Origin of the sequence: Alteromonas sp. Cnat2-8, from assembly GCF_022348355.1 — a bacterium.
GTDB lineage: Bacteria > Pseudomonadota > Gammaproteobacteria > Enterobacterales > Alteromonadaceae > Alteromonas > Alteromonas macleodii.
Window position 1 is genome coordinate 187803 of record NZ_JAKREX010000005.1, and the last position, 12925, is coordinate 200727.

Annotated in this window: 14 protein-coding genes; 10 read left to right on the top strand and 4 right to left on the bottom strand. The window is 45.4% G+C overall.

Annotation, left to right across the window (positions count from 1 at the left end; translation table 11 throughout):
• The first annotated feature begins 1 nt into the window (after position 1).
• Entirely contained in the window at positions 2–1084 is a 1083-nt protein-coding gene (locus tag MHN00_RS14345) for a methyltransferase domain-containing protein (RefSeq protein ID WP_239301549.1), read from the top strand.
• Complete coding sequence (gene bioD / locus MHN00_RS14350) at positions 1081–1851, top strand: dethiobiotin synthase (RefSeq protein WP_239301550.1); 771 nt, start codon at positions 1081–1083, stop codon at positions 1849–1851. The genes MHN00_RS14345 and bioD overlap by 4 nt, the downstream gene beginning before the upstream one ends.
• Here the strand turns inward: bioD and pepE are convergent.
• Positions 1822–2544 (bottom strand): dipeptidase PepE, encoded by a 723-nt coding sequence (gene pepE / locus MHN00_RS14355; RefSeq protein WP_014978798.1) that lies wholly within the window; start codon positions 2542–2544, stop codon positions 1822–1824. The genes bioD and pepE overlap by 30 nt on opposite strands.
• A 93-nt stretch (positions 2545–2637) precedes the next feature.
• Here pepE and MHN00_RS14360 point away from each other — a divergent pair, with 93 nt between their 5' ends.
• The 8 genes from MHN00_RS14360 to MHN00_RS14395 all read left to right on the top strand — a co-directional run bounded on the left by MHN00_RS14360 (position 2638) and on the right by MHN00_RS14395 (position 10469).
• Positions 2638–3114, top strand: coding sequence for a low molecular weight protein-tyrosine-phosphatase (locus tag MHN00_RS14360; protein ID WP_239301551.1), 477 nt, complete (start codon positions 2638–2640; stop codon positions 3112–3114).
• A 57-nt stretch (positions 3115–3171) separates the two neighbouring features.
• Positions 3172–4149, top strand: coding sequence for an iron chelate uptake ABC transporter family permease subunit (locus tag MHN00_RS14365; RefSeq protein ID WP_239301552.1), 978 nt, complete (start codon positions 3172–3174; stop codon positions 4147–4149).
• A gap of 15 nt (positions 4150–4164) precedes the next feature.
• On the top strand, positions 4165–5100 hold the full coding sequence (locus MHN00_RS14370; RefSeq protein WP_239301553.1) for an ABC transporter ATP-binding protein: 936 nt from the start codon (positions 4165–4167) through the stop codon (positions 5098–5100).
• 178 nt (positions 5101–5278) lie between these two features.
• Positions 5279–6622 (top strand): 3-deoxy-7-phosphoheptulonate synthase class II, encoded by a 1344-nt coding sequence (locus tag MHN00_RS14375; RefSeq protein ID WP_014978802.1) that lies wholly within the window; start codon positions 5279–5281, stop codon positions 6620–6622.
• Positions 6623–6753: 131 nt separating this feature from the next.
• Entirely contained in the window at positions 6754–7752 is a 999-nt protein-coding gene (locus MHN00_RS14380) for a DUF4118 domain-containing protein (protein ID WP_156078139.1), read from the top strand.
• A gap of 4 nt (positions 7753–7756) precedes the next feature.
• The gene (locus tag MHN00_RS14385) at positions 7757–8452 is read left to right on the top strand and encodes a response regulator transcription factor (protein WP_075176251.1); all 696 of its coding nucleotides are present in this window, start codon (positions 7757–7759) and stop codon (positions 8450–8452) included.
• A complete protein-coding gene (locus MHN00_RS14390) occupies positions 8452–9108 on the top strand; it encodes a TrkA family potassium uptake protein (RefSeq protein ID WP_239301555.1) in 657 nt (218 codons plus the stop codon). The genes MHN00_RS14385 and MHN00_RS14390 overlap by 1 nt, the downstream gene beginning before the upstream one ends.
• Positions 9105–10469: a TrkH family potassium uptake protein gene (locus tag MHN00_RS14395; RefSeq protein WP_039227356.1), complete on the top strand. Its 1365-nt coding sequence runs from the start codon at positions 9105–9107 to the stop codon at positions 10467–10469. Before MHN00_RS14390 ends, MHN00_RS14395 begins: the two co-directional genes overlap by 4 nt.
• Here the strand turns inward: MHN00_RS14395 and MHN00_RS14400 are convergent.
• From MHN00_RS14400 to MHN00_RS14410, 3 genes are all read right to left on the bottom strand, one after another.
• On the bottom strand, positions 10466–10789 hold the full coding sequence (locus MHN00_RS14400) for a hypothetical protein (RefSeq protein WP_239301557.1): 324 nt from the start codon (positions 10787–10789) through the stop codon (positions 10466–10468). The two genes, MHN00_RS14395 and MHN00_RS14400, sit on opposite strands and share 4 nt — an antisense overlap.
• Before the next feature lie 65 nt (positions 10790–10854).
• A complete protein-coding gene (locus MHN00_RS14405; RefSeq protein ID WP_014948919.1) occupies positions 10855–11070 on the bottom strand; it encodes a DUF3820 family protein in 216 nt (71 codons plus the stop codon).
• Positions 11071–12891 (bottom strand): ABC transporter ATP-binding protein/permease, encoded by a 1821-nt coding sequence (locus MHN00_RS14410; RefSeq protein WP_239301559.1) that lies wholly within the window; start codon positions 12889–12891, stop codon positions 11071–11073.
• Positions 12892–12925 lie beyond the last annotated feature (34 nt).

Consider the following 12925-nt stretch of genomic DNA (forward strand, 5'->3'; position numbering starts at 1 on the left):
GATGTCACTAAGTCCCGCTATAAAAGCTGCTATGTCGGCAGAATCGAGAAGTCTCTTCGACGGTAAGCTGTCGCGTGACGCGGCGCAGGCGGCTTTTAAGGCAAACGGGGCTTTTTCGTCCGAGGCACCTCTCGATTTTAAAAGTGCGACCAACGCTGAAGGGACTCTCACAGTTGAAACTGCTTACCCTTCTGATTGCTCTTCCAAAGCTGCGGCACATTTGAATACTGAGAAAAACGCTAAGACTGAGGGCTATATTACAGCTGAAGGCTCTATAACAACTAAAGGCCCTGCAAAAGCTGAACGCAATGATACTGCTTCAGCAATTAACGAGCAGGACGTGGCACATCGCTTTTCAAAAGCGGCTGCGCAGTACAACAGTATTGCGAGTGTTCAGCGCATTATTGCTAAGCAGGCATTAGCGAACTTACCGATAGACCTACAGGGTACGGCTCTTGATATTGGCTGTGGTACTGGCATTCATACCCAAACGCTTGCAAATAAAGGTGCAGCCGCAACTGGCGTAGACATTGCCGAGGGCATGTTAGCGCAGGCCAGAAAAATGTACTCTGACCCCATTTTCGTAGAAGGTAGTGCTGTTGATTTGCCTTTCTCTGATAGCCAATTTTCAACCGTATTTTCATCTATGGCGCTTCAGTGGGTTAGCGATACTAGGCTTGTTGCTAATGAGATAGCGCGAGTGCTTGAAAAGAGTGGTATTGCCGAGCTGGCGATTATGGTGGCGGGTTCATTTAGTGAGCTTAAAACGGCGCGCAAAGTAGCGCAGCTTCCGCAAGCCGAAACCTATATGCCAACAACCGCACAATGGGTAAATGGCTTTAAGCAGTCGGGCCTTTCTTTGCAACGGGTGATTACTAAGGACTATGTCGATTCTCACCACGATATAATGTCGCTATTGCGCTCTGTGAAGGGAGTTGGGGCAGGAGAGACAGGCCAAAAACAACCGCCGCTCACCCGTCGAGATATTAAAAAATTAGCCATGGCCTACAGCAATATGAGCGGTGTAGAAAGTAAGTTACCGCTTACCTACCGCGTAAGTCATTTTAGATTGGAAAAACGATGAAGCAGTATTTCATTACCGGTACCGACACCGAAGTAGGTAAAACCTATGTTACCTGCCAACTACTACAAGCTGCGCAAAAATCCTCGTTAAGCGCCATCGGCTACAAGCCTATTGCAGCCGGATGCGAACAGATAAACGGCGAGTGGGTTAACGAAGATGCGCTAAATATTCAGCAAGCGTGCTCCAAAATACGCACAAATAAAGCCATTAAAATTACAGATAATAACCAGCTAAAAAGCGCAAATGAAAAAAACGAAGAAAGTGGACAGACACTTCCTTTGCATCAAATAAACCCAATTGCACTAAAGCCGGCTATTGCACCACATATTGCTGCCCTTGAAGAAGGTGTTACGTTAACGTTTGACGAGATTGCAAAAGGGCTTGACGAACTGCACGCCTATCAACCAGATCTTTTGTTAATGGAAGGTGCAGGTGGGTGGCGTTTACCGCTAACGGTAGGTGATGAGTATACGCCCACTTACTATCTTTCTGATGTCGTGAAAACACTCAAAATGGATGTGATTTTAGTTGTAGGCATGCGTTTGGGTTGCTTAAATCATGCGTTATTAACTGCAGAAGCAATTCGCGCCGATGGACTTACCATTAAAGGATGGGTTGCGAACGACATCACGGGTAACATGACGCGATACCAAGAAAATCTGCACTCTCTTAAAGCCATGTTACCCGAACCGCTACTGGCAGAAATTCCTTACCAGGTAGCGCCCAACGATGAGGCGTTATTCGCCGCTATCAAGCAAATAAGTTAAATCATCACCTGAATGAATTGGCGTTTTTTCTTCACCTAGAAAGATAAAGCCGTCTTTTTCACCTACTAGGGTAAGTTGATTATGAGTAAGGCGCAGCGCTGTGCCTTCGCGAATAGCAACTACTGGCGTGGTTGGATTAAGCGTGGTGAACTCTGCCAAACGTTGGTCGCGGGTTTCGCCATTGTGACCCGGCGGCTGATAATCGGTGTAATGCGGGTTTAACTGAAACGGCACGATATCTAGTGCATCAAAACTCGGCGGCTCGATAATGGGCATGTCGTTAGTGGTTCTAATTGATTGACCACAAATATTCGAACCTGCACTCCAGCCAATATAAGGCGTGCAATCGGCGATGGCGTGCTTTATTGGCACAATAAGCGCGTTTGCATAAAGGGTAGAAAGCAGGTGAAAGGTGTTTCCACCGCCTACAACAATGGCTTGGCCGTTTTTCTTTGCGTTATTTACCGCGGCAACCGGATCTTCAACGGAATGTAGCCCAGTAACCTTGCACTCTGGCAGGGCAGTAGCAACGGCGTCTACATAGCTATCGTACGTTTGAGTGACGGCGGCATAAGGAACAAATAGAAGGTCGCGAATTTCGCCTAAGTGTGCAAAAATAAGCGCTCTTGCGTGCTCTAAGTAAGCCTCGTCGCCTTGGCGTGAGCTACTTAGCATAAGTACATGTGCGGTCATACTAACTCCACAATTTTTCTGACGGCGTATCATACGTGAAACTAGGCATAAAGTTTAGTCGCGCTCCGTCACTGTGTTGAAATAGGATTTTGAATGAAACAATCTACATCGGTGTTGTTCGTGTGTTTGGGTAATATTTGTCGTTCTCCAACCGCAGAAGCCGTGTTCAAACACAAGGCTGCACAAGCCGGATTAAATATTGAAATTGACTCAGCGGGAACCCACGGCTATCACATTGGTAACCCGCCCGATAAGCGTTCGCAAGCCGCAGGCGTAGAACGAGGCTACAGTTTCAAAGGGCTAAAATGCCGACGTGTGGATGAAAGCGACTTTGAGCGATTTGATTTCATTCTTGCCATGGATAACAGCAACCTTGCTAATTTGCACGGTATGTCGCCTAGCCAGTACCACGATAAAATTAAGCTGTTTCTTGATTTTACAAATGCAGACGATAAAGAAGTACCTGATCCATATTATGGCGGCAAGCGCGGCTTTGAGCTGGTGTTGGATCTTATCGAAGAAGCGTCGGACGGTTTGATTGCGCATATTAAACAAACCCAACAACAATAAACGCAAATCATATTGATAAACCATCTCGAAAGCCCACGTTGAGAAACCGTATTGACAATGACAGGAACTAAACGCACCGCCGTCACTTTGGTTGTAATAACAGTACTTTTGTCACTCGTCATAGGTGTGGTAGGGATTGTTGGCGTGACAGGGCTGTCTGATACGGCGGCTGAACTAAAACAGCATATTATTGTTCAGCTTCAAATACCGCTTATTCTCACTGCGTGTTTAGTAGGGGCGGCACTGTCTACAAGTGGCGCTACCTTGCAAGTAGTACTGCGAAATCCCCTGGCAGATCCGGGAATTATTGGCATTACGAGTGGCGCAAGCTTGGTTGCTGCGCTTTTGCTATTGCTAACCCCACAATGGGCTACAGCGTACCTACACTATTTGCTGCCTTTGGGATGTTTTATTGGTGCGTTGTTATCTACATTTATTATCTACCGCTTAGCCAGAAAACTGTTGGGCTCCTCTACGGCTGTTATTCTAGCGGGTATTGCCATCTCTACTCTTAGCGGCGCCGTTATAGCGTGGCTTTACATGTTCAGCGACGCTAATGCCCTGCGCAATCTTACTTTCTGGTTAATGGGTAGTTTGTACCAAACTAACTGGTTAATTTTGTCAGTGGGCGGCCCGTTAATCGCTGTTGCTGTCGCATTACAGCTTTATTTCGCCGGCGATTTAAACAAGCTCTATGCTGGTGAACTTGCAGCAAAAAGCAGTGGTGTGGATGTGGAGAAGCTCACTGAGCGCGCACTCATTGTTTGCGCTATTGCTGTAGGCACTGCGGTGTCTATGGCAGGCTCTATTGCTTTTGTTGGCTTATTAGTACCGCATATCTTACGTTTGATCATCGGGCATAATAATCGCTATTTGTTGCCGTTAAGTGCATTAAGTGGTGCAAGTCTGCTGATGCTGGTTGCGTTAAGCTCTGAAATGACCCGTGCCATTACGCTTCCGGTGTCTATGGTAACAGCTACGTTAGGCGGTCCATTATTAATTTGGGCATTAGCTAATGGTCAAATAAAAGGGTAGTGGAGGGGAAATGAAATGACGACAAACAATTTTAGACCCCAGCAACGCCCTGATTCTGGCAGCAATGAACGAATAAATGCTAGTGAGCAAGACACCATAATTACTAACCCTAAGCAAAACGTTAGCGTTAAAGATGACGTTGCTGATTGCAATAGCCCAACGAATAGCCATAACCTAGCAGATAGTCGTACCGTTTTAAGCTTACAGAATGTAAAAGTGGCATCGCGACTTTCGGTGGAAGGTTTACGTGCAAAAAAAGGCGAGTGCGTTCACATAATAGGGCCAAATGGGGCAGGGAAATCAACAATGTTGCTTATTCTTGCGGGCCTTATTGACGCTGATGAGGGCACCGTCATGCTGCTAGGTAAACCAATGAACGATTGGTCGCTGGCAACACTTGCGAGTGTGCGCACCTTATTAGCGCAACAAAGCGAAAGTGGTTTTCACTTGTCGGTAAAAGAGTACCTAAGCTTTTATGCAACAGCACAGCAAGATGTACTAATTCCTCCGGTTTTAGAAAAAGCACTCGAAATATCGGGTTTCTTGAACCAAATTGTCACCCAGCTTTCTGGCGGTGAGCGTCAGCGAGTAGAAATTTGTCGTTCGCTTTTGCAAATATGGCCGCAGTTAGAGCGCGGAGAGGGGGTTGTGCTTTTAGACGAGCCATTGCAAGGACTTGATATAAGACATCAATATGCACTGGCTAGTTTGGTAAAATTCCTTTGCGATAAAGGGAATACCCTACTTATGACGTCTCACGACATCGCGCTTAGTGCCAACAATTGCGATAGTTTATGGCTTATGCAAAAAGGTCGTATGGTAGCGTTCGGTAAGCCACAAGAGGTGGCCACGCAAACAAACTTAGAAAGTGTGTTTGAATGCCATTTTGCTATAAGCAAGCACGATAACTTTCTAGAAATTCAAGTTTGCGCACCTATTTCCCTAGAATAAATGTGGTAAAGTGCCCCCAGCATTTTTTTAGATTCACATTTTCACATTAGGCTGATTAGAAAAAAGCGCTACAGACGCACTGTTAAGCGCGTTACAGTCTTTTTATTCGAAGCATCTAGCTTCAATAAATATTTTCAGTAAAACGTTTGCCCTACGTTTTTTATTCAGGAGAACACCGTTGAGTAATTGGCAAGTAGACAGTTGGAGAAATAAACCTATTCTTCAGCAACCAGAGTACGACGACAAAGTACGTTTAAAAGAAGTAGAGCAAACATTAAGTTCTTATCCACCGCTTGTATTTGCTGCTGAAGCCCGCGAGCTTAGACGCCAGCTAGGTGAAGTCAGCTTGGGTAAAGGCTTTCTTTTACAAGGCGGCGACTGTGCTGAGTCGTTTGACGAATTTAATGCGCCTAAAATTCGCGATACCTTTAAAGTTATTCTTCAAATGGCCATTGTGCTTACCTTTGCTGGTCGTTGTCCGGTAACTAAGGTTGCCCGTATGGCAGGCCAGTACGCCAAGCCGCGCTCATCAGATTTCGAAACCCGCGATGGCGTGACCTTGCCAAGCTATCGTGGTGATATCATCAACAACTTCGAATTTACCGAAGCGGCCCGTCGACCAGATCCTGACCGTTTGTTGGAAGCCTACCATCGCAGTGCGTCAACCCTGAATTTACTTCGCGCGTTCGCACAAGGTGGTTTGGCCGACCTTCATGAAGTTAACCGCTGGAACATGGCGTTCGTTGAAAACAATCCGCTTAAAGAGCGTTATTCTGATATGGCCAACCGTATTCAAGACACCCTTGAGTTTATGGATGTTATTGGTATTAACGCACAAACCAGTTCTACGCTGCACGAGACTTCACTGTTCACGTCGCATGAAGCATTGCTGTTGAACTATGAGCAGGCGCTAACACGCATCGATACCCTTACCGGTAAGCCTTACGATTGTTCGGCTCACATGGTGTGGATTGGCGAGCGTACCCGTCAACTTGACCATGCGCACGTTGAGTTTTTCCGTGGCATTCACAACCCAATTGGTGTGAAAGTGGGGCCAAGCATGCAAGAAGACGAGCTTATTCGTTTGATTGATGCGCTTAACCCGCTAAACGATCCAGGTCGTTTAACGCTAATTACGCGTATGGGCGCCGATAATTTAGCCGACAATTTGCCACGCTTATTGCGTAAAGTGAAAGCTGAAGGCAGACACGTTGTGTGGAGCTCTGACCCGATGCACGGCAACACGTTCTCGGCATCTAGCGGCTATAAAACCCGTAACTTCGATGCAATTTTGAAAGAAATTAAGCAGTTCTTCCAAGCTCACGAAGCAGAAGGTACTCACGCAGGTGGTATTCACCTTGAAATGACCGGTCAGCACGTAACGGAGTGTACAGGCGGTGCTTATGAAATTAGCGATGAAGACTTAGCGCAAGCCTACAAAACGCAATGCGACCCGCGCTTAAATGCAGACCAAGTACTTGAAATGGCATTCTTGGTGGCTGATCATTTGCGTAATGCTTAAAGTGACCAACATCGCTTTGGCAATTTGAAGAAACGGCATCATTGGGATGCCGTTTTTTTTACCTAAATTTTACGCGTATATTTGAGGTTAGGTTGATATGCTCATTGTGTTGAAGTAAACACGATTGACCTATGACCCAATTTAAACACGGTTTCTATACACTCTTTATTATGGCTGTGGCTATTTTAGGGTGTTTAGCACTTAGCAACTGGTTACTGCCGCTTGGCGGTATTTTGCTCATTCTACAGCTTGCGTGTGCCATTGTGGCGTTAACGACCTCAAGGTTTTACGGCTTGCTTGCAGGGGTAGCCGGAGCACTGAGCTTTAATTATTTTTTCACCGAGCCTTTGCACTCATTTCAAATTGCAGAAGTTGAAGACAGCATAAATTTTGTCGTTTTCATCATTGTAGCCATCCTCATTAGCGAGCTTGCTGTCTACGTTAATTCTCAACAACATGCACTACAGGTTGTTAAAACACAATCTAGTGTCCTGCGATCTGTGTCCCACGATTTGCGTACGCCGCTCTCTACCATTATCGGTTCTGTTGAAACCTATATGACATATCAAGACAAGCTTGATGACATTGAGAGACAGGCACTGTTAAAAGGGGTTCACGATGAAGGTAAACGCCTTTATGTTTACGTTGAGAACCTGCTTCAAGCCACACGAATTGAGCATAACGCGTTAGCGCTAAATTTAACCCATGTAAACCTGACTGCCTTTTTAGCTAACCTTGAAAGTCGTATTAACAGTGGACGACTAAAAGTGATCAACAACAGTGACAGTCGCGGTATAACTGTGTCTGAATCACTGTTTGAACAAGCTTTATTTAACGTAATTGATAATGCCCTTAAATTCAGCGATGACAGTGTATTGCTGATGGTTAGCCACTCTGATGGAGAGTTTAAGTTTCAAATAGCCGATAAAGGCGAAGGGATCAGCGATGAACAGCTACAAGCGCCAATACAGCTTTTTCAAACCAGTCGTCGCAGCGATAGTGGAAAAGGCGGCATTGGCTTAGGGCTAAGCGTAGCAGCAGGCATAGTTCACGCCCATAGTGGTGCTATCAAGCTGTCGAATACCACACCAGGCCTTCTCGTCAGTATTACAATTCCAAAAAGGGATTAGCGCAATGAGCCACACCATTCTACTTGTTGAAGATGATGCGAATATTCGTCAGATGCTGAGCATTGCGCTAGGTGCAGAAGGCTACCTTTGTGTTGAAGCTGCTTCGGTTCGAGAAGCTTTGTCATTGTTTAATCAGCACCGTCCAGACCTTGTCATACTCGATTTAGGGTTACCTGATGGTGAGGGGAGTGAAGTACTTAAACGCATAAGAGAATCTAGTCGCCTGCCAGTGCTCGTGTTGTCTGCAAGAGATCAGGAGTTAGACAAGGTCGACCTGTTGTCCCGGGGGGCCAATGATTATGTTAGCAAGCCTTTTGGGATCAGAGAGCTTGTCACCCGGGTGAAAGTACTGCTTAGAGACTTCAATCCTGTGGTTGAGCCCACAACGCCCACACGACAGATTGGCAAGATAGCATTGGATATTACCGAGCGACGGCTGCTCGTTGAAGGCGAAGTTATCGCGCTCGCCCCAAAAGAAGTTCAGCTTCTTGACGAGCTTACAAAACAGCCTGGGGCGTTTGTTAGTCAGCAAGAATTGTTAAGAAGAATATGGGGTCTGCACCACAGTGAAGATACCCACTACATCCGCGTTCTTGTAAGACAGCTAAGAAAGAAGATAGATCCGTTCGAGAAAGATTTAATAGAGACAATGCCTAAACAAGGCTACCGAATAGCGGTTGATAAACCGGAGGCTAATTAATGTCGCACTTTAGTGTAATTGGGCTTGGCAAGTTTGGCTTAACGGCCAGTTTAGAGTTAATTCATATGGGACACACCGTTACAGGAATTGACCAAAGTGAAAAGCTGGTTGAACAGTATGCAGGTGAGTTTACACAGTGCGTTGTGTGTGATGCCAGTGATGAGCGTGCACTCAAGGAATTAAACTTGTGTCAGAGCGAAGCCGTGCTTGTTGCTATTGGCGAGGATATGCAAGCTAGCTTACTGTGTACGTTAGCACTAAAAAACTTGGGCGTAGCCAATATTTGGGTGAAAGCTAATAGCTCTGCTCACCACGCTATTTTATCCAAGCTGGGTGTATCGAAAATTATTCACCCTGAAGAAGAGATGGGAGCAAGGGTGGCACAAGCGCTTAACTATCCAATGGTGAATGACTACTTGGGTATAGGGCACGGCGTTTATATCGTTGATGTCATTTTGTCTGAACACTTTTCTTCACAGCGCTTAAAAGACGTGCTGTCCGTCGGAAAGGGGCAGGTCTCTTGTTTGTTAGTTAAGCGAGGTCACCAGCTACATCATAATCCATCGTTAGACTTTGAAGTTACTTCGAAAGATACCGTTATTCTCTGCGGCCATAGAGAGAACCTTGTTAAAATAGCGCCTAGGCTAGCACAATGAACAGATGGGATCCTGGCTATAGACCTATAGAGCGCTCGCCTAAAGGTATCAATAAAATTCAGGTAGGGCCGCCTCTTATTCTCTCTCTAAGCTTTGTGGCGGTGATTTTCTTAGGCACCGTTATCCTAAAATTACCAATGATGACTCATGAGCCCATCTCGTGGATCCAAAGCCTATTTACTTCCACATCGGCGGTGACAGTAACGGGTCTTGTGGTTGTCGATACCGGATCTGTTTTTACAACTGCTGGACAAGCGGTGATTGCGGTTTTAATTCAGCTGGGGGGCTTAGGGTTGATGACGTTTGCCATTGTCACGCTCATTGCCTTAGGAAGTAAAATAAGTTTCTTGCAGCAATCGGCAGTGAAGGAGGCGTTTAATCAAACAGATTTATCAACGCTTGTGTCTACAGCAAAGTCGGTACTGATTTTTGCCTTCTTCGTTGAGTTAGTGGGTTTTTGTATTCTGTCGGCCTACTGGATGCAGGAAAAAGGAGTAAGTGAAGCGTTATTTCACGCGTTTTTTTACACCATTTCTGCGTTCAACAACGCAGGATTTGCACTTAGTGGGGATAGTCTTTCCGCCTATGTGGGAGACCCGATTATCAACATCACTATTTCTGCATTATTTATTATTGGTGGTCTCGGGTTTTCCGTTTGGATAGAGCTTCATAAAAAGCGCAGATGGCAACGTATCTCTGTGTATGCCAAGACAATGATATTGGGTACGCTAATTGTCAACGTAACCGCCTTTTTGCTTATCTTTGTTATTGAAAGTGATAATCCTGCAACCTTGGCGAACCTCGATACTCAAAGCGCATTATGGGCATCTTGGTTTCAAGCCGTTACTCCAAGAACAGCCGGCTTTAATACGCTGGATATAGCATCGTTAGAAGATCCAACGACAGCATTAATGTTGTTGTTAATGTTTATCGGCGGGGGCTCAATGAGTACCGCAAGCGGTATAAAACTGATGACTTTCATCGTTTTGATCATTGCCGCATACAACTATATTCAGCGGGGAGCTGCGCCACGACTCTTTGGCAGAACAATTTCAAATGACACTATCAGCAAAGCGCTAGCGCTTACGATGATTTCCATAGGTATTACGTGGATAGCTATTTTTCTTTTATTAATGTCAGAAAAAGCTGACTTTTTGGATATCGTGTTCGAAGCGGTTTCTGCTCTTGGGACCGTGGGTCTTTCCAGAGGGCTAACTGGCGAGCTGTCAAACAGTGGTGAGTGGATCATTATCTTACTAATGTACGCGGGTAGATTAGGGCCTTTGACATTGGCTTATTTTATTGCCAGCCCTCGAATAAGCCGCATTAAATACCCAGAAGCTAAACTAGCAATTGGTTAACTTGCAAAAATAGCGGCTCGTTCATCTTCACTTAAAATACCGACGAAGATGGTTTCTCTTCTTAAGTTGGCTGTGCGCTCGTCGTCAGCCAAAAGAAGCGCCTTAAATACGTCTGGTTGATGGCGAGCCTCAATTATTCCTTTCCAAAGAAGGTAGCTTCCATAGCGCATCATTTTGTTGTGATAACGGGTTTCTAATGTTTTTTCGACTTCTTCGAATAGCTCTGGTTGCAACATCAGTTTGTCGGCAATGGCATTATGTATTTTTTTGATGCGTTCGTTTACGTCATTTCGACGTTGCTTTCTGGGTCTTGCCAACATAAATCATCGTGTGGTTAGAGTTTACTCATTTTGCCATTAGGGGACGCTGAGTCCCCGTGTGATTGCTAGTCGTCATTTAATAGCGGTTCTACAACAGACTCTAAACCGTTTAGCTTAATTTCATACATTAAAGCGAGCTGTTCACCAAGCTTGTTTTCTGGAAAGCCTTGCTTGTGAAACCAGACCAAATAGGGTTCAGGTAAATGAAATAGGCGTCTTCCTGCGTATTTACCAAAGGGCATCACTTGGTTAATAGCGGCTTTAATAAGCGTTGGGTCCATTTACTGATTACCTTTTGACTTGGAATTTTCGTTGAGATCTTCATCTTCACGTTGTTGTGCTTGCCATAGTGCTGCGTATTCACCACCTTGCTCAAGCAAATAAGTGTGTGTCCCTTTCTCTACAATGGTACCGTTTTTAAGTACAAGGATCTTGTCGGCATCAACAATTGTGGACAGTCTATGGGCGATGACTAAGCTGGTGTGTCCTTTAGCAGCGTCGCGAAGGGCCGCTAATATCGCACGTTCTGACGTGCTGTCTAACGAGCTGGTGGCTTCATCAAAAATCATGATTGGCGCGCTTTTAAGTAAGGCCCTTGCGATAGATACGCGCTGCTTTTCGCCACCAGAAAGTTTTAGGCCTCGCTCACCTACCGTTGTGTCTAGCTTTTCAGGTAGGCTTTCTACAAATGCTTCAAGATGCGCGAGTTTGATAACTTGTCTAATGTCTTCATCGCTGGCATCAGGGTTACCGTAGCGAATGTTCTCCAGCAAGGTAGTGTTAAACAGCACCGTATCCTGAGGGACAATGCCGATATGTGAACGCAGACTTTGTTGCGTAACCGATGCGATGTCTTTTCCATTTATCGTGATGTCGCCCTGTTGTGGCTCATAAAACCGAAAGAGTAGTTTCATCAGCGTTGATTTTCCTGCGCCGCTTTCACCTACCACCGCTACTTTTGAGCCTGGCGGTACATCGAAGCTTAAGCCGTTAAGTATTTGTCGATTCTCAGTGTATGCAAAATGAACATTGTTAAATTGCAGTGCGGGGTTCGCACAGGTTAATTCTGTAGCGTCGTGGGCATCTTTTATGGCCGGAGTTTGGGCGAGAAGGTCAAACAACTTATCGATATTCGCAAGGCTCCCTCGAATTTCACGGTACACAAACCCCAAGAAATTTAAGGGCATAAAAATTTGCATGGTGAAGGCGTTTATCAATACAAAGTCACCTATGGTCATTTCGCCATTCATGACGCCAAAGGCGGCGTTTGCCATCATAGATGTCATGGCGATAGCGATAATGGCAGCTTGACCGCCATTCAATGCAAATAGCGACAAGCGGTTTTTTCTTCGTGCCTTTTCCCATGCAGCTAAATCCGTGTCGTAGCGATTGGCTTCAAAGGATTCGTTGTTAAAATATTTAACGGTTTCAAAATTTAGCAGGCTGTCTACCGCCCGGGAATTGGTGGTCGAGTCTGCTTCATTCATCTGAGTAACAAAGCGAGTACGCCAATCCGTGGCTTTCATCGAAAAGCCAATGTAAGCCACCACGCTAACTACAATAATTAACGCGAAAGATACGCCAAACTGAAACAAGAGTAAGCCTACAACAAGAGTGATCTCTAACAGGGTAGGAACAATATTAAACACCATAAAACGCATGAGGAAGCTTACGCCGTTGGTACCGCGCTCTATATCTCGTGACAATCCGCCTGTGCGTCGATTTAAATGAAAGCCCAAATCTAAGTTGTGCAAATGTTTGAAGACTTTTAGTCCAAGGCGGCGCATGGCACGCTCTGTAACCCGACCAAATAGCGTGTCGCGTACTTCGCCGAGCAAAACATTCAGTAAACGCAGTGTTCCGTAGGCAACGATAAGGCTGATAGGTACCGCTAATGCAAGCGTGGTTAGGTCGCCATTTAAGCTATCGACAGTGTATTTCAATACATAGGGTAGGCCGATACTGGCAAGTTTTGCTGCTACTAGGCAGAGTAGAGCAAGAAATACACGGTGCTTGAACTCTAGGAGATAAGGCCAAAGCTGTGAGAGAACGTGCCATTTAACAGGTTCGTCGACATTGGTAGGAAAACGGTTTTTTCTCATTTTATAGTGTGCTTTATTATTGTGTTTACAGTGT

What these genes read in the sequence shown, in the direction of transcription:
- MHN00_RS14405 (WP_014948919.1), bottom strand. Translation starts at nt 11,070, where the DNA reads ATGGACCCAACGCTTATTAAAGCCGCTATTAACCAAGTGATGCCCTTT.
- MHN00_RS14385 (WP_075176251.1), top strand. Translation starts at nt 7,757, where the DNA reads ATGAGCCACACCATTCTACTTGTTGAAGATGATGCGAATATTCGTCAG.
- MHN00_RS14345 (WP_239301549.1), top strand. Translation starts at nt 2, where the DNA reads ATGTCACTAAGTCCCGCTATAAAAGCTGCTATGTCGGCAGAATCGAGA.
- bioD (WP_239301550.1), top strand. Translation starts at nt 1,081, where the DNA reads ATGAAGCAGTATTTCATTACCGGTACCGACACCGAAGTAGGTAAAACC.
- MHN00_RS14410 (WP_239301559.1), bottom strand. Translation starts at nt 12,891, where the DNA reads ATGAGAAAAAACCGTTTTCCTACCAATGTCGACGAACCTGTTAAATGG.
- MHN00_RS14365 (WP_239301552.1), top strand. Translation starts at nt 3,172, where the DNA reads ATGACAGGAACTAAACGCACCGCCGTCACTTTGGTTGTAATAACAGTA.
- MHN00_RS14395 (WP_039227356.1), top strand. Translation starts at nt 9,105, where the DNA reads ATGAACAGATGGGATCCTGGCTATAGACCTATAGAGCGCTCGCCTAAA.
- MHN00_RS14380 (WP_156078139.1), top strand. Translation starts at nt 6,754, where the DNA reads ATGACCCAATTTAAACACGGTTTCTATACACTCTTTATTATGGCTGTG.
- pepE (WP_014978798.1), bottom strand. Translation starts at nt 2,544, where the DNA reads ATGACCGCACATGTACTTATGCTAAGTAGCTCACGCCAAGGCGACGAG.
- MHN00_RS14390 (WP_239301555.1), top strand. Translation starts at nt 8,452, where the DNA reads ATGTCGCACTTTAGTGTAATTGGGCTTGGCAAGTTTGGCTTAACGGCC.
- MHN00_RS14360 (WP_239301551.1), top strand. Translation starts at nt 2,638, where the DNA reads ATGAAACAATCTACATCGGTGTTGTTCGTGTGTTTGGGTAATATTTGT.
- MHN00_RS14370 (WP_239301553.1), top strand. Translation starts at nt 4,165, where the DNA reads ATGACGACAAACAATTTTAGACCCCAGCAACGCCCTGATTCTGGCAGC.
- MHN00_RS14400 (WP_239301557.1), bottom strand. Translation starts at nt 10,789, where the DNA reads ATGTTGGCAAGACCCAGAAAGCAACGTCGAAATGACGTAAACGAACGC.